Below are 18,019 nucleotides of genomic sequence, written 5' to 3' on the forward strand. Positions count from 1 at the left end.
GCGACAGTCGATGTGTTAACGGCCTGTAGCCAAATAACCTTTAAGGCAACCGGGTTATATGCCATAACCCCTGCCGCTCCAATCGCCACAGCGCGTTAAATTGAAGAGGGAATATTAACATTGTTCGCAACATTGTTCTGCGTTCCGTCGTGACTTGGGTCAAGCAAACGCAATTAAATTTCGCCTGTTTTTCACTACTTATCGTTAAAATCTGCCGGTCATTTCACTTTTATCGAGCTTTGTCGTTTTTTTATACATATCACGTATTGCTAAAAATAAACGCGCTGGTAATCTGGCGGTGTTTTGCAGCAGTAAAAACAATAATCAGTGGCATGCTGGCCAGCTTGATTGCGCCGGCAGATAAATATAAGCAGGAATTATAATGAGCAAAATCGCGCTGTTGTTTGCGATGCTTGTTTCTATGCCGATGATCACGGCCTGCAGCGCCAGCGAGCAGGTACCCGAAGCGCCGGTAGTTAAACAGCAATTATTAGGTTCACCAGTCTATATTCAGATCTTCAAAGAGGAACGCAAGCTGGAATTGTATGCCAGAATGGGCAATGAATTCCGTCTGGTCAACACGTTCCCGATCTGTAATTTCTCCGGCGGGCTGGGTCCTAAACGTCGTGAAGGCGACTTTAAAAGTCCTGAAGGCTTTTATAGCGTTGACGCGCGCCATCTGAAACCCGACAGCAAGTATTATCGGGCGATCAATATCGGTTTCCCTAATGATTACGATAAATCGCAGGGCTATTCCGGCGCTTATCTGATGATCCACGGTGAATGCAAATCGATTGGCTGTTACGCGATGACCAACACCTATATGGATGAAATCTATCGCTACGTCGAAGCCGCCTTCGCCTATGGCCAAAGCCGCGTCGACATCAGCATCTACCCGTTCCGCATGACCGATCAGAACCTCAAGCGCCATGCGTCATCCAGCTATATCGCCTTCTGGCGCCAGCTGAAACCGGGTTACGATTACTTCGCCAAGAACCACCAGCCGCCGATGATGACCGTAGACAACGGCCAGTATGTGCTGGGTCAACCGTTGATGAGCAGCGGCCAGATGACGCAGTACGCGTCAGCCAGCCCGACGCCCAACACCAATCCCTTCGCTCAGAACAAGCCGCTCACCGAAGTGAAATAACGCGAACTCGCCTGGCTCAATCTTGTGCCAGGTTTCGTTGGCGGTTAGCGGTTGGGTGGCGATCACCGTGACCACATCGTTTGGTGTGGTCTGCTGCTGAAAATCGATTTCCACGTCCTGGTCGAGCAGCGTCGCCTTGCCGAACGGCGCGCGGCGCGTGATCCAATACAGGTTGGTGGAGCAATAGGCCATCACGAAGCGCCCGTCCGACAACAGCATATTGAACACCCCTTTCTTGCGCAGCTGGCTCGCCAACAGGCCGATATAGCGGAAGACCGCCGGCCACTGGCTCGGGGTGCGCGGGTATTTCAGCGCCAGCTGATGCAGCAGCCAACAGAACGCATATTCGCTGTCGGTCTGACCGACCGGACGAAACGTGCCGGTATCCAGCTGACGATAGCCTTTCAATTGACCGTTGTGCGCGTAGGTCCAGTTGCGGCCCCAAAGTTCGCGGGTGAACGGATGGGTGTTTTCCAGCGCCACTTCACCGCGGTTGGCCTGACGAATATGAGACACCACCGCGCAGGACTTGATCGGATAGTCCTGCACCAGGCGGGCGATCGGCGAGTTGAAGCTCGGCTGCGGATCCTTGAAGGTGCGGCAACCGTTCCCTTCATAGAAGGTAATGCCCCAGCCATCTTTATGCGGCCCGGTACGGCCGCCGCGCTGAACCAAACCGGTAAAGCTGAAGCAGATATCGGTCGGTACGTTTGCGCTCATCCCGAGCAGTTCACACATCGCCAGCACTCCTTAACCACACTGACACACGCCGAGCGGGCGCAACATGCGGCGCCCGCCGTCTTATTCATGGGGAGCCGCGGCCCCCCGAAGGCTATTACGCCTTAACCATCTCTTTTTCGATCAGCTGAATCAAGATGTGGATCGCTTTGATGTGGATTTCCTGAATGCGGTCGGCGTAACCGAAGTGCGGCACGCGAATTTCCACATCGGCGGAACCCGCCATCTTGCCGCCGTCCTTGCCGGTCAGGGTGATCACTTTCATCCCTTTGGCGCGCGCCGCGTCGATGGCCTTGATGATGTTGCCGGAGTTGCCGGAGGTGGAAATGCCCAACAGCACGTCACCTTCGCGGCCCACTGCTTCCACATAGCGGGAGAACACATACTCATAGCCGAAATCGTTGCTGACGCAGGACAGGTGGCTGACGTCCGAGATGGCAATCGCCGGGTAGCCCGGGCGGTTTTCGCGGTAGCGGCCGGTCAGTTCTTCGGCGAAGTGCATCGCGTCGCAATGGGAACCGCCGTTGCCGCAGGAAATCACTTTACCGCCGGCTTTGAAGGAATCAGCCAGCAGCACCGCCGCGCGTTGGATGGCGTCGATGTTGGCGTCGTCATTGATAAATTTCGCCAGGGTATCAGCCGCTTCGTTCAGTTCACTGCGAATAAGGTCGTGGTACATGAGGAACCTCTTGTTATCGTCAAATCTTCCGCTCCGCAGTGTACCGGATCGCGGAAACAGCGAGAAGCATTCTCAGCCAAACAGCGCGCCGGTTAAGGAAGCGGAGAGGTTTTTGATGATTGGTGCTGTCAGTTTGTGACCTGAGTTGTAATTAAACTGTAAACGCATTGATAAAAATTCTGCCTTGTACTAAAACCTATTACATACACACAACAGGTCAGACCTCTTACTACTTCGGAGCTTCTTATGATGGTTCTTAGTATTGTCGTTTTACTGGCTCTCCTCGGCGTGGTGTTCTACCACCGGGTGAACCTTACCCTCAGCAGCCTGATCCTGGTGGCGTACACCGCCGCCATGGGCGCTATCGGCCTGTGGAGCTTCTGGATGTTGCTGCCGTTGGCTATCGTGCTGCTGCCGCTGAACCTTTCCTCCGTGCGCCGTTCCCTGCTTTCCGCGCCGGCGCTGCGCGCATTCCGCAAAGTGATGCCGCCGATGTCCACCACCGAAAAGGAGGCGATCGACGCCGGCACCACCTGGTGGGAAGGCGATCTGTTCCGCGGCGCGCCGGACTGGAACAAGCTGCACAACTACCCGAAACCGCGCCTGACGGCAGAAGAGCAGGCGTTTATCGACGGCCCGGTGGAAGAAGCCTGCCGCATGGCCAACGACTTCCAAATCACCCACGAACTGGCCGATCTGCCGCCTGAACTGTGGGCGTACCTGAAAGAACACCGTTTCTTCGCGATGATCATCAAGAAAGAGTACGGCGGTCTGGAATTCTCGCCTTATGCTCAGGCGCAGGTGCTGCAAAAACTGGCCGGCGTTTCCGGCATCCTGGCGATCACCGTCGGCGTGCCGAACTCCCTCGGCCCGGGCGAACTGCTGCAGCACTACGGCACTGAAGAACAGAAAAATCACTATCTGCCGGGCCTGGCACGCGGCGACGAGATCCCTTGCTTCGCGCTGACCAGCCCGGAAGCGGGTTCCGATGCCGGTGCGATCCCGGACGTCGGCACCGTCTGCATGGGCGAATGGCAAGGCAAACAGGTGCTGGGCATGCGCCTGACCTGGAACAAGCGCTACATCACGCTGGCACCGGTCGCTACCGTACTGGGCCTGGCGTTCAAACTGCATGACCCGAATCGCCTGCTGAGCGACAACGAATCCCCGGGCATCACCTGTGCGCTGATCCCGACCAGCACGCCAGGCGTGGAGATCGGCAACCGCCACTTCCCGCTGAACGTGCCGTTCCAGAACGGCCCGACCCGCGGCACCGACGTATTCGTGCCGATCGATTACATCATCGGCGGCCCGAAAATGGCCGGCCAGGGCTGGCGCATGCTGGTTGAATGTCTGTCGGTCGGTCGCGGCATCACCCTGCCGTCCAACTCCACCGGCAGCCTGAAATCCATTGCCCTGGCGACCGGCGCCTACGCGCACATTCGCCGTCAGTTCAAGATCTCCATCGGCAAGATGGAAGGGATCGAAGAGCCGTTGGCGCGCATTGCCGGCAACACCTATGTGATGGACGCCGCCGCTTCATTGATCACCTATGCGCTGGTGCAGGGCGAGAAGCCGGCCGTACTGTCGGCCATCGTCAAATACCACTGTACGCACCGCGGCCAGCAGTCGATCGTTGACGCCATGGACATCGCCGGCGGTAAAGGCATCATGCTGGGCGAATCCAACTTCCTGGCTCGCGCTTATCAGGGCGCACCGATCGCCATCACGGTGGAAGGCGCGAACATCCTGACTCGCACCATGATGATCTTCGGTCAGGGCGCGATCCGCTGCCATCCTTATGTACTGGATGAAATGGCGGCCGCGCAAAACAACGATCTGAACGCTTTCGATAAATCGCTGTTCGGCCACCTGGGCCACGTCGGCAGCAACAAGGTGCGCAGCTTCTGGCTGGGCCTGACCAATGGCCGCACCAGCGCCACGCCGACCAAGGACGCGACCCGTCGTTACTATCAGCAGTTGAACCGTCTGAGCGCCAACCTGGCGTTGCTGTCGGACGTTTCCATGGGCGTGCTGGGCGGCAGCCTGAAGCGCCGTGAGCGCATCTCCGCTCGCCTGGGGGATATCCTCAGCCAGATGTACCTGGCTTCCGCCGTGCTGAAACGCTTTGACGACGAAGGCCGTCAGAAAGAAGATCTGCCGCTGGTGCATTGGGGCGTGCAAGACAGCCTGCATAAAGCTGAACAGGCACTGGATGACCTGCTGCGCAACTTCCCGAACCGCTTTATCGCCGGCGCGATGCGCTTCGTGGTCTTCCCGCTCGGCCGCGTGCATACCGCACCGTCCGATCGTCTGGACCATCAGCTGGCCAAGATCCTGCAGGTGCCTTCCGCCACCCGCAGCCGTCTGGGGCGCGGTCAGTATCTGACGCCGAGCGAGCATAACCCAATCGGCCTGCTGGAAGCGGCGCTGGCCGACGTGATGGCCGCCGAGCCGATTCACGAACGCCTGTGCAAGGCGGCCGGCAAAAATCTGCCGTTCACCCGTCTGGATCGTTTGGCGGAACGCGCGCTGGAAGAAGGCAAGATCAGCGCCGACGAGGCGAAGATCCTGGTGAAAGCCGAAGAGAGCCGCCTGCGCTCCATCAACGTGGACGACTTCGCGCCGGACGCGCTGGCGGCCGCCAAGCCGGAAAAGCCGGCGGCGCAGTCTAAGCGCCAACAGCAGACCGAAGCGGCTTAACGCCAAGTCCAACTCCACGCATCCAAGGGGCGATCATCATCGCCCCTTTTTCTTTTCTTGCATCACAAACTGCGCACCGCGCCGCAGGTTGGCGCAGCGGCGGATTTCACCGGAAGGAAGTTCGAGTAGACTGCGCGGCGGGTGCTCTGGATCTTTCTGTCCGGAGCCTTGGCAAAGGAAAGAAAGAGAAAGGCCCCGAGTCGATATTATCAACCCGAGGCCACTCTGATGCCTAGCAACATCAGGTTAGCCTCTTACCCGCCGCAAGGCAAGGATAGGGAGGTCAAAAATGCAGCAAAAACGGGTCGTGCTTAAGCTGGTGATCGTCTGTATGACGCTGATCGCGTTCATCTGGCTAACCCGCGGTTCTCTATGCGAACTGCGCATCAGGCTGGGAGACTCGGAGGTTGCGGCCACTTTGGCTTACGAATCCGAACGGTAAGGCAACCCAACGGCGGGGTTCGCCCCGCCCGTTGGCCGATGGTGTCAGGCAGGATCTACGAGCACCCGCCTTTTCAGCCGCTGACCGTCAGTTTGTCATAGCCGCGCAAGCGGTAATTCACCACCGACACCAGCCAGCAGAAGATAAACACGGCAATCACCCAATACCCCATCTCCCCCAGATGATCGTTGAGCCGCGCGACGGCGTCCCACAGCGGGCCGGACAGCGCCAGCTTGTCGGCGATGAGCCCGAGCGCTTCGATGCCGCCGATAAACACCGCGATGAGCACCGATGCCGCCGTGATCGTCATGTTGTAGTACAGCTTGCGGATCGGTTTGGAAAACGCCCAGCCGTAAGCGCCGATCATCACGAAGTTGTCGATGGAGTCGATCAGCGCCATACCGGCGGCGAACAGCGCCGGGAACAGCATAATGCTCCACAGATTCATGCCGTGGCCGGCGCCGGCGGCCGAAATGCCCAGCAACCCAACCTCGGTGGCGGTGTCGAAGCCCAGGCCAAACAAGAAGCCCACCAGGTACATGTGCCAACTCTTATTCACCAGCCTGAACAGCGGGCGGAAACAGCGCGCCAGCGCACCGCCACCACTCATCAGCGCATCCAGCGATTGATGCGCAGGCAGCGCCCCCGCTTTCACCTGCCGGAAAGCGCGCCACACGGAGATCAGCACCAGCAGATTGATAAAGGCCACCGTCAGCAGAAACAGCGCGGATACCAGCGTGCCGATCAAGCCGCCGGTCTCGTGAAACCAGCTCATCTGGCGGCTGAACATCATCGCCGTCGCGGCAATGGCGGCGGAGGCCAGCACCACGATGGTCGAGTGGCCGAGCGAGAAGAAGGTGCCGACCGCTACCGGCGTTTTGCCCTGCTGCATCAGCTTGCGGGTCACGTTGTCGATCGCGGCGATGTGGTCGGCGTCCACCGCATGGCGCAGACCAAAGCTGTAGGCCAGCAAGGCGGTGCCCATCAGCGCGGCGTTGTCTTTGAACACCGCCAGCGCCAGCAGCCAGACGCCGACGTTGACCGCCAACAGCCCCAGCAGCAGATATGCCGCCCGCCGCCGGGCCGCACCGTGCAATCCTTCAGAAACTACCGTCATACCCACACTCCTGTTTTATCGTTATGTTCAAATCGAGGGATTAACGCCGCGCCGCGATTACCGCCGGATTGGCGCTCAAGAACAGCCAGGATGCGATCACGAACGGCATGGTCAGCGACGGCATACCCAGCGGGGCCAGCAAGGTATTGAAAGCCCCCTGCACCAGCACCGTGAAAATCACGCCAAGCAGCGTATAGATCAGCACCCGCCAGCCGGGTGGATTGAAGACGGAGCCCAGCGCCACCGCCGTCAACACTGCGCTGAAGGCGTACAGGCCGGCGAAAACCGCCTGCGGATCGGCGCCGATCGCCAGTGCGGTCGCCACCGCCAGCAAAGCGCCGGAAAAGGCCAGCAGCATCGCGCGCGGCGACGAAACCGCCAGCCCGAGCAGCAGCAGCAGACCACCGCTCACGCTGCTGCACAAAAAAACCTGGGAGACGCCGTGCAACGCGCCGTTCAGCATCTCCATCATCTCGAGATGCGCGTTGAACACCGCGCCATCGGCCGGAATGGTTGCCGGTGGCAGCCGCACATGTCGCAGATGGCTGAACGGATAGCTGGCCAGCAGCACCGTCCAGGTGGTCAGCACGAAAGGCGCGGTCAGCGCGGCGATCTGCCAGGTGCGCAGCAGCCGATTGAGGCCGACGGTGACGATCACCGAGATCGCGCCGCAGAAGATCACGCCGCCCCACAGCCAGGCGGAAGGCAACAAAAAAGTCGGTAGCGCGGCGCCGACCAGGCAGCCGTTATAGCCATACAGGCCGGAACGCAACGCAGCGCGGTCGTCCACCAGCCACGCCGCACTCAGCGTCGCCGCGGCGGTGCCCAACAGGCAGCCGAAGGCCACCTGCGGCAGCCCTTCCTCCCAGGCACCGACGAAAATGGCGATGAAAAACAGCAATCCGGTCAACGGATTATTTTGAAACATCACCTGCGAACAGCCGCGCAGCACCGCATCCGTCGCCGCCACCACCCGGCAGCGAACGCACAGCCCCGCCCAATCCCACTTTGTCGTCATGACCGTTTCCCGCTGCAGATTAGCGCCAGATAAAGGGCTCGGGCAGCGTCACGCCCAGGATCTCTTCCCGCGCGACGCGCCAAAAAACGCGAATGGCCGCCTTCACCTGACGCGCCTCTTTGCCCAATGCCTTAAAGATCAGGCCGCACTCGTTGGGCAATCGGCTGACGCCGCTGGCGATCCCTTCAACCTCGTCATAGCGGGGTGCGATGCGATCGAGGATCCGCTGATGATGCTCGCGCGGCGTCAGCAGGATGACATTGCCGAACACATCGAACGGCCCCATCACGCCAACGCCGTGCAACGGATGCTTATGCGGTTCCAGCACATAACGTTCGACAAACAGCGTCTTGCCATCGGAGCTGCAGGCGCTGATGCGTGAGGAGTAAACGTCGAATCTGAACCCGCGATCCGCCTGATGGTGTTTGCGCCCGGACATCAGGATCTCGCCGTAGAGCAGCGTTGCCGTCGGATGCAGCGTAATGCGGGTATCGGTAATGAAGCGCGAACCGCAGTGGGGGATCACCGGATCGGGCATCATCTCCAGATAGCTGCCGGCTTCCAGCCTCAGCATTTGCATCTGCGCCGCGTAGTTATTTTCCATGGCGTGGATCTTAGTCGCCGACTGGGTGGTGATATGCCCGCAGGCCTGGGGGGCAACCTGCACCTCGAGCGTCAGGCGATCGCCCTGCAAGATGCACCCCGAGGTGGAGATGACGAACACGCACGGCATCTGCGGCAGCGCTTCATCCCAATACAGCGCCCGCTGTACCAGAAAAGGCACCCGCCGCTCCATCCGCCGCAGCACGCTGCGATGCCCGTTCAGTGCAAACTCCAGCCGCAGATAACCGGTTTTGCCTACGCCGCCGCTGGCCATCTGCGGCGGCTCATCCTGATAGTCGGCCAACTCCGGCGCGTCGGCGCCGAGCTGGGCAACGCGCCTCGCCGCTTCGCTGACCGCCGTCATACCGCCGCCGACGGCGCGTGGGTAAACAGAAAATCACGCATGATCATGTCCACCAGTTCATCGATGCCTTCGCCGGTTTTGCAGTTGGTGAGAATATAGGGCCGCTCGCCGCGCACCACGCGGGTGTCGTGCTCCATCACCGCCAGGCTGGCGCCGACGTAGGGGGCCAAATCGATTTTGTTGATCACCAGAATGTCGGCCTGCACCAGACCCGGGCCATTTTTGCGCGGGATCTTTTCCCCTTCGGCGACGTCGATGACATAGATGTAAAAGTCCGCCAGCGCCGGGCTGAAAGTCAGCGTCAGGTTATCGCCGCCGCTCTCGATCATCACCACGTCGCTTTCCGGAAAACGGGCCTCCATCTCCTCCACCGCCGCGATATTCATGCTCGGATCTTCACGCACGGCGGTATGCGGACAGGCGCCGGTTTCTACGCCCAGGATTTTTTCCTCGTCCAGAATCCCCTTGAGCGTGCGCTTGACCTGTTTGGCGTCTTCGGTGGTGACGATATCGTTGGTGATGATCAACGGGCTGACGCCCCGTTCGATCAAGCGCGGCGTGATGACTTCAATGATTGCGGTTTTGCCCGAACCTACCGGGCCGCCGATGCCAATGCGGGTAATTTTTTTCACTCTGATCGTTCCTTATTCATTAGTTGCTGAACAGTCGGGTAAATGCGCCGACGTGCAGCGCGGCCAGGACATCGGTCACCGGCGCGTAAGAGGCCATTTGTTCAACGCCGCCGCGTTCGGCTTCGTCACAAAAAACATCGATGTCGCGGTTGAGTTGAAACAGGATGCGTTGGGTGTCGATATGGGTGATGCGCATCAGGCGCATGGCGGCGCTGAGAATGGTCATCGCCACCCCGTACTGGTGCATCACCGCCACCTCGCGCGGGCCGACGCCCAGCGCCGTCATCACCACCGCCTGCGTCACCGGATAGGTGCCGGCGGCGCGGCCGGTTTTGATCTGCTCAAGCCACCAGAGCACCTGGGGCTCATCGCAGATGGCCGCCGTCATTTCCGCCAGCTTTTTTCCCATTCGCACCACCATGCTGCGCCCTTCTTCGTTCAGCTTGCGGTTGAACAGCGCCCAGTCGTGGCCGAGAGCCGCCTCGCGATCGTCCGCCTGCAGCGCCCGACAGGCCGCCACCACCGCCCTGCCGTCGCCGCCCGCCGCCTGCTGCAAGGCGGTGCGGGTGAACGATTGCAGCGTGTCGGCATCGCGCACGATACCGGCCTGGATCGCCGACTCGACGCCGTTGGAAAAGGCGAACGCCCCCACCGGCAGCACCGAGTCGGCAAATTGCAGGATGCGTATCAACTGAACGGCGTTCATTTCAGTTTGATCACATGCTGACCGAGGAACGGGCTGTCGACATGCACATGGGTGGCGGAATCCTCCGCGCCGCCGAACAGCAGGCGCGCTTCGGGCTGGGTCAAATGGGGTAATATGCTCTCGCCCTTCACGAACGAATAAGGCAGCGCATGGAAACCGTGGGTTTTCATCACCGAATCCATCACCTTGGTCGCCACCGTCAGCGGAATAAAAATGCGGTCCCCCTTGATGACCGATTTCCAGTGCTGGTTGCCCAGCGCATGCCCCAGTTCGAACGCGGTCTTCAGCACCGTCGCCATATCGGTCGCCAGCAGCGACTGCAGATGGATCACCATCACGTCGCGCAGGTTCATCTGCACCACCACCGCGCTGCGGTTCGCTTCGTCCCAGAGCAGTACGTCGCCGTCAGCCAGCACCTGATGACGATCGAGGGAAATGCCGAGGTCCCGACCGTCGCGGGTGGTTTTGCGGCACCGGCTTTTTTGCGCCTCCCACTGCGAGAGCGTCAGCACGTCCAGCGAGGCGTGTTGCAAGCGCTCGCGCCAGTCGGCATCCCGTTTGATATTGCCGAGTATCTTTTCAATCACGATCATGAGCGGCGATCCCTAGCTGAAGAAGTAGCGTTGATTAAGCACGGCGGTGGCGATCGGTTTCACCGTGGCATGTTCGCCGTTAACCTTGACGGCGAAGGTCTCGGGATCCACCTCGATGTGCGGCGTTTCCGCATTGCGCACCATGTCCTGCTTGGAGATCGCCCGGCAGTTATGCACCGCCATCACCTGCCGCTCCAGCCCCAGTTTCTCTTTGATGCCGTCGTGCAACGCAGCGCCGGAGACGAAAGTGACGCAGGTTTCCTGCAGCGATTTGCCCATGGCGCCGAACATCGGGCGGTAGAAGGTAGGCTGCGGCGTCGGCAGCGACGCATTGGGATCGCCCATCACCGCCCAGTTGATCATGCCACCCTTGATCACCAGCTTCGGCTTGGCGCCGAAGAAACGCGGCTCCCACAGCACCAGATCGGCCATCTTGCCGACCTCGACCGAGCCCAGCACATGGCTGATCCCCTGCGCGATCGCCGGGTTGATGGTGATCTTCGCCACGTAACGCAACACGCGGAAGTTATCGTGCTCCGCCGCATCCTCCGGCAGCTTGCCGCGGGCGACTTTCATCGCATGCGCCGTCTGCATCACCCGCAGCCAGTTTTCACCGACCCGCCCCATCGCCTGTGAATCGCTGGAAAACATCGACAGCACGCCCATGTCATGCAGCACGTTTTCCGCAGCGATGGTTTCCGGGCGCACCCGGCTTTCGGAGAACGCCACGTCGGCCGGCACATTGGGATTGAGGTTGTGGCACACCATGATCATGTCGAACAGTTCGGCCTGGCTGTTGATGCCGAACGGCAGCGTGGGGTTGGTAGAACTCGGCAAAACGTTCATCTGCGCGGCGACTTTGATGATATCCGGCGAGTGCCCGCCGCCAGCGCCTTCGGTGTGGAAGGTGTGGATGGTGCGCCCTTCGAAGGCGTCGATGGTGTCCTCGACGTAGCCGCCCTCATTCAGGCTGTCGGTGTGCACCGCCACCTGAATATCCATATCATCGGCCACCCGCAACGCATGGCGCAGTGCGGAATTGGTGGCGCCCCAGTCTTCGTGCACTTTCAATCCGGCCACGCCGGCGGTAATTTGTTCGACCAACGGCGCGGCATGGGAAGCATGCCCTTTGCCGAGCATCCCCACGTTGACCGGCATATTTTCGAAGGCGCGCAGCATGCGATGGATATGCCAGGGGCCGGCGGTCACGGTGGTGCCGTTAGAGCCGTCGGTCGGCCCGACGCCGCCGCCGAAGAAGGTCGTCACGCCGTTGGAGAGCGCGTGTGCGGCCTGCTGCGGCGAAATGAAATGGATATGCGTATCGATGCCGGCGGCGGTCAGGATCAGGTGCTCCCCTGAGATGGCGTCAGTGCTGACGCCCACCACCATGCCAGGCGTGACGCCGTTCATCACCGCCGGGTTGCCGCTTTTGCCGATGCCGGCGATCAGGCCGTTTTTAATGCCGACGTCCGCCTTGATCACCCCTTGCCGGGCATCCAGGATGGTCACGTTGGTAATGACCAGATCCAGAACGTTATCGCTGGTTAATCGGTTATCGGCACCCATGCCGTCACGCAGCGACTTGCCGCCGCCGTAGACCGATTCCTCACCGTAACCGCGCAGGTCTTTTTCTATTTCAATAAACAGCTGCGTGTCGCCCAAGCGAATTTTATCGCCGGTGGTCGGGCCGAACAGCCCGGCATATTCCTGCCTGGAAATGGTTGGCATGCTTTATTCCCCGTTCGTCTTCGTCGGCGTCTGTTCGACATTTTTATAACCCAGTTCAATAGCTCGCATTACATCTACAGTTTTCTTTACTCTTTCACCGGCGGCTACCGGGCTATCCCCCGCCCAGCCGTCCACCAGATTATTAAAGCCATACACCGTTTGTTTACCGCCGATGGCAATAAGCGCCACTTCGATCTCATCGCCGGGTTCAAAACGGATCGCCGTCGTAGCGGTGATATTTAAACGTTTACCAAAGGCGGCAGCACGATCGAACTGCAACGCTTTGTTGGCTTCAAAGAAATGAAAATGCGAGCCGACCTGAATAGGCCTGTCGCCGGTATTACGCACCGTTAAAATAATGGCCTCGCGATCTTCATTGAAGGTGATGGGACTTTCGGACAGGATATAGCCGCCCGGCGGCACGTGCTTTTCTTGGTCATGCTTTTTCATCGAAAATACCTGCGCTGATAAAGTTTATCCGTGGCTCTCAGGGGACGCGCTTATTGGATCGGATCGTGCACCGTCACCAGACGACTGCCGTCGCTGAAAATCGCTTCAACCTGCACGTGCGGGATCAGATCCGCCACGCCATCCATCACGTCGTCGCGGCTTAACACCTGCCGCGTGTCGTTCATGACCTCTTCCAGCGTTTTGCCCTCGCGGGCGCCTTCCAGTGCCGCGGTGGTAATAATCGCCACCGCCTCGGGGTAATTAAGCTTTATCCCTCTGGACTTTCGCTTTAAGGCGACGTCGGCCAGCGTATAGACCATTAGCTTTTCGATTTCTCTAGGCGTTAATTGCATGGAGGACTCCAGTCTTAATAGAAATAATCAGACAAGCCGAGGCCAAAGGTGATTAATAGTTAATAACCTTGCGTTATTTATTTGTGCTTATCTGACCTTCGAACAATCTAGGAGGTAATATTGAGATAATCAAGCCGCAACTTTATTCATGCAAAAACAAGACGCACCCACACCACAAAAAAGTAACGGCGGCGTGATAGATTTTATCTATAAAAAATCTTATTTTCTCTTTGCGCCCCCACAATAAAACGATCAAAAAAAGCACAGGCTACCATTTATTATTTTTACCACCTCAACAGACACCTGGAAAATAACCATCAATGATACGTCTCGCACAATATTAATGACATGTAACCAACGGTCAAAAAATATAATTAAATTTACAAACCAGACGCGAGAAAAATATATTTTTAGTTAAAAAAAATTTATCTATTCTATTGCTGATACCAATAAGTTATTAAAAAATAAAAAACCCGGCCGCAGCCGGGTTTGCCTCATTGCCAAGACTTTCAGCCTTGCTGACGAATACGCGCCAACAGCGCGTCAATATGCTCTATATGTGGCGCATTGACGATCAGCGTACGCCCCAATCCCAGCGCGTGGCGCTGGCAGTCGAGGCGCATATCGGCGTCGGCGATGCTGTCCAGATCGGCGACGTGCGCCAGGCCGATAGTACGCCGAATCAGTTCGGTGCCGCAGTACCCTATCGCGTCGCTCCAGACCTGCTGCAGGAACTGCTCGGCGTAACCCGGCGCCGCCAGCGCCGCATCGCGGCTTTGCTGGTGGCACAGGGCCAGGAAACGATCGGCGAAAATCAACCACAGCTCGCGCACATCCTGCAGCCGCTGCTCGCGCCCGGCGGCGGCGTCGCGCGGCCCGAACAGCCCCGGCAGGCCGCAGTAGTTGAGCAGCAGGTTACCTAGTGCCGTGCCGATATCGAAGCCGATAGGGCCGTAGAAACCGAATTCAGCGTCGATCGCTTTTAACCGTCCTTCCGCCACGAAGATCGAACCGCTGTGAATATCTCCGTGTAGCAGCGCCTCCGCCTTGCTGAGGAAGCGATGTTTCAGGCCGGCGACCGCCAGTCTTAGCGGCGCATCCTCACGCAGCGCCTGCACCTGCGGCAACAGCGCCGCCTCGAACTGATTGCGTTCATGGTCGATGTAAGGGTCGGTAAAGAACAGATCTTCGGTGATCTGGCACAGCTCGGGGTTGGTGAAGCGGCTGACTTCCGCTTTTTTCTGTTGTGCCGATTGATAAAAGTCGGAGGTATGGAACAGCGTCTGCGCCAGGTATTCCGCCAGCTGCCCAGCCGCCAGCGGGTGGTAATGCCCCTGTACCAGCTCGCTGCGCCAAATGCGGTGATCGGAGAGATCTTCCTGCACCATCACCGCCAACTCGGGATCGTGATGCAGCACCTTCACCGTATGTCGCGGACAGAAATCACCGTGGATCAGCAGCGTTTCCGCTTCGATGCGCGCCCGATCCAGCGTCAGCGGCCAGGATTCGCCCACGCAGCGCACGTACGGCAACGCCTGTTTGACGATCACCCGGCTCACGCCTTCGCGATCGCGGATCTTGAACACCAGGTTCAGGTTGCCGTCACCGATCTCGTCGGCGCTCACCAGCGCCTGCGGATCGGCCACCTGTCCGTATTGACGGGCGTATTCAACGGCATCGGCAGCCGTAAACGTACGATAAAGCGACATTCCCCAACCCCTCTGTTCTCTCTCACTGGCCCCAGCGATTTTATCTATTTAGACGTAAAAGCATTTGGACGTCTATACATCTGGAAGTCATGTTGGCAGAATAGCGTTTCAGATGCAATAACCACGCAACAAGGAATTAACCGCCGATGCAAGCGCTTAACACCACCAGTTTGACCCTGCGAGACAACCGCCTTTGGATCCTCGATCAGCAAGCCCTGCCGCAGGAAAAGCGGTGGCGCGCCTGCGACAGCGTGGAGGAGTTGGTGGGCCACATTCACAGCCTGCGGGTACGCGGCGCGCCGCTGATCGGGCTATCCGCCAGCCTGCTGTTGGCGCTGCTCGCGGAACGCGGTCTGCCGCGCGCCGAACTGGAACAGGCGCTGCACACGCTGCGCGCCGCCCGCCCGACGGCGGTCAACCTGATGAACAATCTGGATCGCATGAAACTGGCGCTGGCGGCGCCAGACTGGGCGCCGGCAATGGCGCACGAAGCACTGCGGTTGGTAGAAGAAGATCGTCAGCTTTGCGATCGCATCGCCGAACACGGCGCGGAACTGGTCAAGCCCGACAGCCGCCTGCTGACCCACTGCAATACCGGCGGGTTGGCCACCGCCGGTGTCGGCACCGCCATCGGCGTGCTGTTGCGCGCCCACCAGCAGGGTAAAGTGCAGCAGGTGTGGGTCGATGAAACCCGGCCGCTGCTGCAAGGCGGCCGCCTGACCGCCTGGGAACTGGGCGAGCTGGGCATTCCCTATCGCCTGATCTGCGATTCGATGGCTGCCAGCCTGATGGCGCAGGGCCAGATCGATGCGGTATGGGTCGGCGCGGATCGCATCGCCGCCAACGGCGACGTCGCCAACAAGATCGGCACTTACAGCCTGGCGGTGCTGGCGCACTATCACGGCATCCCGTTCTACGTGGCCGCCCCACACACCACCCACGATCCGCACTGCCCGGACGGCGCCGCCATCCCGATCGAGCAACGCGCCGCGGCCGAGGTGACCGGCGTTTCAGGCAGCTTCGGTGCCTGCCAGTGGGCGCCGACCGATGCGCCGGTCTACAATCCGGCGTTCGACGTCACGCCGGCGGCACTCATCAGCGGGTGGGTATTCGACAGCGGCGTGATTACGCCGCAGCAGGTTAAAGCGGGGATTTTCCAGCGGGCGTTGGGTTAACGCCCGCCCGTCGGCGCTCAGTCCAGGCGCGGATAAGCATCGGCGATCTTGTCACCGGTGAAATGCGCCACCCAGCCTTCCGGGTTATCGAATACCCGGATCGCGGTGAAATGCGGCGCCGATCCCATATCGAACCAGTGGCGGGTATTGGCCGGCACTGAGATCAGATCGTTCTTTTCGCACAGGATCTGGAAGATCTTGCCGTCCAGGTGCAGGCAAAACAGCCCCGCCCCTTCAACGAAAAAGCGTACTTCATCTTCGCCGTGCGTATGTTCGGACAGGAATTTTTCGCGCAGCGCGTGGCGCTGCTCATGGTCCGGCCGCATGCTGATCACATCCCAGCTCTGGTAACCCTTTTCCGCCACCAGCCGGTCTATCTCATGCTGATAGGCGGCGATCACCGCCTCCGGCTGCGGGTTGTCACCCAGCTCGCGATCCGCCTGCCAGCGCTCAAAGCGTACGCCGATCTGCGCCAACTGCTGCTGGATCTCCAGCGCATCGCGGCTCTGCCACAACGGCTGCTGCGGCGCTTTATCGCTGAAAATGGTCAATCCACTCATGAGACGAACTCCCTTAAATCGATGTGATCAAAACGGCCTACTTGCGGGTGCCGGCTCTGCGTATCCCCCTCATCGCGGATCAGCTGGCAGGTATGCCAGCCGGCGGCCTGCGCCGCGTCCAGTTCCTGGCGGATGTCGGACAGGAACAGCAGCTCGTCAGGCGCGGTGCCGATAGCCTGCGCGATGTTGCGGTACGACGCAGTTTCACGCTTGGCGCCGACGTGCGTATCGAAATAGCCGCTGAACAGCGGCTGCAGATCGCCGGCGTCGCTGTAGCCAAACAGCAGCTTCTGCGCCTCCACCGAACCGGAAGAGTAGACGTAGAGCTTCAGCCCCTGCCGCTGCCAGGCGGCCAATTGCCCGGCGACCTCCGGATAAAGATGCCCGCGGAAGTCGCCCTCGTGATAACCGCTGCGCCAGATGATGCCTTGCAGCGCCTTGAGCGCGGTGGATTTGCGGTCTTCATCCATAAAGCGGTACAGCGCGGCGATCAGTGCATCGAGATCCGCCTGCGGCTCGCCAATTTCAGCGCGCAGCGCGGCCAGCGGCGCGGCGACTTCGTCCTCTGAGGCATGACGGCGTACAAAATCCGCCAGCCGTTCACGGGCATAGGGAAACAGCACCTGATGCACAAAGCGAATATCGCTGGTGGTGCCTTCAATATCGGTCACGATAGCGCGGATCATTTCGCCTCCAGTAAGCGACGTTGCAGTTCACACTGGAACAGGAATTCCAGCCCTTCGAGATGGCGGCGGGCTTCCGCCACCTGACTTCCCCAGCAATAGAGACCGTGCCCGCGCACCAGAAAACCGTACCGCAGCGGCGTAGCCTCGGCATAGGCCGCCACCCGCGCCGCCAGCCGGGGAATGTCCTGATCGTTGTCGAAAATGGGGATCGCCACGCTGTCCAGGTGGCTGCATTGGCCGGCCAGCGACTTTTGCATTTCGTACCCCTGCAGCACCAGCGCATCGCCGCGTTCCACCCGCGACAGGACGGTAGCGTTAACGGAATGGGTATGCAGCACCGCGCCGATGTGCGCAGACAGGCGGTAGAGCAGCGTGTGCAGCCCGGTTTCCGCCGATGGCGTGCGGCCGCTCGGCACGTGATTGTCGGCGATATTCACCCGCAGAAAATCGGCGGCGCTCAGGCTGCCCTTGTCTTTGCCGGACTCGGTAACCAGGCATTGACGTTCGTCGAGGCGCAGCGACATGTTGCCGCCGGTCGCCGGACACCAGCCTTTGTCGCCAATCCAGTGGCAGGCCGCCAGTAACGCGGCAAGTTGCGGATTCTCCGTCATTA

Annotated in this window: 19 protein-coding genes; 4 read left to right on the top strand and 15 right to left on the bottom strand. The window is 59.7% G+C overall.

The annotated features are described in order from the left end of the window. Nucleotides 1-382: 382 nt before the first annotated feature. Nucleotides 383-1,150, top strand: a complete 768-nt coding sequence (gene dpaA / locus GKN89_RS22290; protein WP_019454309.1) for a peptidoglycan meso-diaminopimelic acid protein amidase — start codon at nt 383-385, stop codon at nt 1,148-1,150. Here the strand turns inward: dpaA and GKN89_RS22295 are convergent. Further along, nucleotides 1,085-1,888 carry a class II glutamine amidotransferase gene (locus GKN89_RS22295; RefSeq protein ID WP_019454310.1) on the bottom strand — a complete coding sequence of 268 codons (804 nt, stop codon included), beginning with the start codon at nt 1,886-1,888 and terminating at the stop codon, nt 1,085-1,087. The genes dpaA and GKN89_RS22295 overlap by 66 nt on opposite strands. A gap of 97 nt (nt 1,889-1,985) precedes the next feature. Then, on the bottom strand, nt 1,986-2,567 hold the full coding sequence (gene lpcA, locus GKN89_RS22300; protein WP_004930220.1) for a D-sedoheptulose 7-phosphate isomerase: 582 nt from the start codon (nt 2,565-2,567) through the stop codon (nt 1,986-1,988). A 246-nt stretch (nt 2,568-2,813) separates the two neighbouring features. Here lpcA and fadE point away from each other — a divergent pair, with 246 nt between their 5' ends. Both fadE and GKN89_RS22310 read left to right on the top strand, forming a co-directional pair. Next, on the top strand, nt 2,814-5,270 hold the full coding sequence (fadE, locus tag GKN89_RS22305; protein ID WP_154747794.1) for an acyl-CoA dehydrogenase FadE: 2,457 nt from the start codon (nt 2,814-2,816) through the stop codon (nt 5,268-5,270). A 289-nt stretch (nt 5,271-5,559) separates the two neighbouring features. Further along, on the top strand, nt 5,560-5,712 hold the full coding sequence (locus GKN89_RS22310; protein ID WP_004930217.1) for a Hok/Gef family protein: 153 nt from the start codon (nt 5,560-5,562) through the stop codon (nt 5,710-5,712). A 73-nt stretch (nt 5,713-5,785) separates the two neighbouring features. Here GKN89_RS22310 and GKN89_RS22315 read toward each other — a convergent pair whose 3' ends face one another. The 10 genes from GKN89_RS22315 to mtnK form a co-directional block, all read right to left on the bottom strand. Beyond that, a complete protein-coding gene (locus GKN89_RS22315) occupies nt 5,786-6,829 on the bottom strand; it encodes a HoxN/HupN/NixA family nickel/cobalt transporter (RefSeq protein WP_019454313.1) in 1,044 nt (347 codons plus the stop codon). A 40-nt stretch (nt 6,830-6,869) separates the two neighbouring features. Next, entirely contained in the window at nt 6,870-7,847 is a 978-nt protein-coding gene (gene yut / locus GKN89_RS22320; protein WP_154747795.1) for an urea transporter, read from the bottom strand. Nucleotides 7,848-7,866: 19 nt separating this feature from the next. Next, on the bottom strand, nt 7,867-8,814 hold the full coding sequence (locus GKN89_RS22325) for an urease accessory protein UreD (protein ID WP_154747796.1): 948 nt from the start codon (nt 8,812-8,814) through the stop codon (nt 7,867-7,869). Next, nucleotides 8,811-9,452: an urease accessory protein UreG gene (gene ureG, locus GKN89_RS22330; protein WP_370520285.1), complete on the bottom strand. Its 642-nt coding sequence runs from the start codon at nt 9,450-9,452 to the stop codon at nt 8,811-8,813. The genes GKN89_RS22325 and ureG overlap by 4 nt, the downstream gene beginning before the upstream one ends. Before the next feature lie 13 nt (nt 9,453-9,465). Continuing rightward, the gene (locus tag GKN89_RS22335; protein WP_063918766.1) at nt 9,466-10,152 is read right to left on the bottom strand and encodes an urease accessory protein UreF; all 687 of its coding nucleotides are present in this window, start codon (nt 10,150-10,152) and stop codon (nt 9,466-9,468) included. Further along, a complete protein-coding gene (ureE, locus tag GKN89_RS22340; RefSeq protein WP_154747797.1) occupies nt 10,149-10,745 on the bottom strand; it encodes an urease accessory protein UreE in 597 nt (198 codons plus the stop codon). Before ureE ends, GKN89_RS22335 begins: the two co-directional genes overlap by 4 nt. A gap of 12 nt (nt 10,746-10,757) precedes the next feature. Then, nucleotides 10,758-12,473 (bottom strand): urease subunit alpha, encoded by a 1,716-nt coding sequence (locus GKN89_RS22345; RefSeq protein ID WP_154747798.1) that lies wholly within the window; start codon nt 12,471-12,473, stop codon nt 10,758-10,760. Nucleotides 12,474-12,476: 3 nt separating this feature from the next. Then, complete coding sequence (locus tag GKN89_RS22350) at nt 12,477-12,923, bottom strand: urease subunit beta (RefSeq protein ID WP_154747799.1); 447 nt, start codon at nt 12,921-12,923, stop codon at nt 12,477-12,479. A gap of 50 nt (nt 12,924-12,973) precedes the next feature. Continuing rightward, nucleotides 12,974-13,276 carry an urease subunit gamma gene (locus GKN89_RS22355; RefSeq protein WP_025160087.1) on the bottom strand — a complete coding sequence of 101 codons (303 nt, stop codon included), beginning with the start codon at nt 13,274-13,276 and terminating at the stop codon, nt 12,974-12,976. 509 nt (nt 13,277-13,785) lie between these two features. After that, nucleotides 13,786-14,985, bottom strand: a complete 1,200-nt coding sequence (mtnK, locus tag GKN89_RS22360) for an S-methyl-5-thioribose kinase (RefSeq protein WP_063918764.1) — start codon at nt 14,983-14,985, stop codon at nt 13,786-13,788. Nucleotides 14,986-15,131: 146 nt separating this feature from the next. Here mtnK and mtnA point away from each other — a divergent pair, with 146 nt between their 5' ends. After that, entirely contained in the window at nt 15,132-16,160 is a 1,029-nt protein-coding gene (gene mtnA, locus GKN89_RS22365) for an S-methyl-5-thioribose-1-phosphate isomerase (protein ID WP_154747800.1), read from the top strand. Nucleotides 16,161-16,177: 17 nt separating this feature from the next. Here the strand turns inward: mtnA and GKN89_RS22370 are convergent, their stop codons facing one another. Genes GKN89_RS22370 through GKN89_RS22380 form a run of 3 tightly spaced genes read right to left on the bottom strand, consistent with a single transcriptional unit; the run spans nt 16,178 to nt 18,017 of the window. Further along, a complete protein-coding gene (locus GKN89_RS22370) occupies nt 16,178-16,720 on the bottom strand; it encodes an acireductone dioxygenase (RefSeq protein ID WP_063918763.1) in 543 nt (180 codons plus the stop codon). Next, nucleotides 16,717-17,406, bottom strand: coding sequence for an acireductone synthase (gene mtnC, locus GKN89_RS22375; protein ID WP_063918762.1), 690 nt, complete (start codon nt 17,404-17,406; stop codon nt 16,717-16,719). The genes GKN89_RS22370 and mtnC overlap by 4 nt, the downstream gene beginning before the upstream one ends. After that, the gene (locus tag GKN89_RS22380) at nt 17,403-18,017 is read right to left on the bottom strand and encodes a methylthioribulose 1-phosphate dehydratase (RefSeq protein WP_063918761.1); all 615 of its coding nucleotides are present in this window, start codon (nt 18,015-18,017) and stop codon (nt 17,403-17,405) included. Before GKN89_RS22380 ends, mtnC begins: the two co-directional genes overlap by 4 nt. Nucleotides 18,018-18,019 lie beyond the last annotated feature (2 nt).

It is taken from the genome of Serratia sp. YC16 (assembly GCF_009707615.1).
GTDB lineage: Bacteria > Pseudomonadota > Gammaproteobacteria > Enterobacterales > Enterobacteriaceae > Serratia > Serratia surfactantfaciens.

What these genes read in the sequence shown, in the direction of transcription:
- dpaA (WP_019454309.1), top strand. Translation starts at nt 383, where the DNA reads ATGAGCAAAATCGCGCTGTTGTTTGCGATGCTTGTTTCTATGCCGATG.
- GKN89_RS22295 (WP_019454310.1), bottom strand. Translation starts at nt 1,888, where the DNA reads ATGTGTGAACTGCTCGGGATGAGCGCAAACGTACCGACCGATATCTGC.
- lpcA (WP_004930220.1), bottom strand. Translation starts at nt 2,567, where the DNA reads ATGTACCACGACCTTATTCGCAGTGAACTGAACGAAGCGGCTGATACC.
- fadE (WP_154747794.1), top strand. Translation starts at nt 2,814, where the DNA reads ATGATGGTTCTTAGTATTGTCGTTTTACTGGCTCTCCTCGGCGTGGTG.
- GKN89_RS22310 (WP_004930217.1), top strand. Translation starts at nt 5,560, where the DNA reads ATGCAGCAAAAACGGGTCGTGCTTAAGCTGGTGATCGTCTGTATGACG.
- GKN89_RS22315 (WP_019454313.1), bottom strand. Translation starts at nt 6,829, where the DNA reads ATGACGGTAGTTTCTGAAGGATTGCACGGTGCGGCCCGGCGGCGGGCG.
- yut (WP_154747795.1), bottom strand. Translation starts at nt 7,847, where the DNA reads ATGACGACAAAGTGGGATTGGGCGGGGCTGTGCGTTCGCTGCCGGGTG.
- GKN89_RS22325 (WP_154747796.1), bottom strand. Translation starts at nt 8,814, where the DNA reads ATGACGGCGGTCAGCGAAGCGGCGAGGCGCGTTGCCCAGCTCGGCGCC.
- GKN89_RS22335 (WP_063918766.1), bottom strand. Translation starts at nt 10,152, where the DNA reads ATGAACGCCGTTCAGTTGATACGCATCCTGCAATTTGCCGACTCGGTG.
- ureE (WP_154747797.1), bottom strand. Translation starts at nt 10,745, where the DNA reads ATGATCGTGATTGAAAAGATACTCGGCAATATCAAACGGGATGCCGAC.
- GKN89_RS22345 (WP_154747798.1), bottom strand. Translation starts at nt 12,473, where the DNA reads ATGCCAACCATTTCCAGGCAGGAATATGCCGGGCTGTTCGGCCCGACC.
- GKN89_RS22350 (WP_154747799.1), bottom strand. Translation starts at nt 12,923, where the DNA reads ATGAAAAAGCATGACCAAGAAAAGCACGTGCCGCCGGGCGGCTATATC.
- GKN89_RS22355 (WP_025160087.1), bottom strand. Translation starts at nt 13,276, where the DNA reads ATGCAATTAACGCCTAGAGAAATCGAAAAGCTAATGGTCTATACGCTG.
- mtnK (WP_063918764.1), bottom strand. Translation starts at nt 14,985, where the DNA reads ATGTCGCTTTATCGTACGTTTACGGCTGCCGATGCCGTTGAATACGCC.
- mtnA (WP_154747800.1), top strand. Translation starts at nt 15,132, where the DNA reads ATGCAAGCGCTTAACACCACCAGTTTGACCCTGCGAGACAACCGCCTT.
- GKN89_RS22370 (WP_063918763.1), bottom strand. Translation starts at nt 16,720, where the DNA reads ATGAGTGGATTGACCATTTTCAGCGATAAAGCGCCGCAGCAGCCGTTG.
- mtnC (WP_063918762.1), bottom strand. Translation starts at nt 17,406, where the DNA reads ATGATCCGCGCTATCGTGACCGATATTGAAGGCACCACCAGCGATATT.
- GKN89_RS22380 (WP_063918761.1), bottom strand. Translation starts at nt 18,017, where the DNA reads ATGACGGAGAATCCGCAACTTGCCGCGTTACTGGCGGCCTGCCACTGG.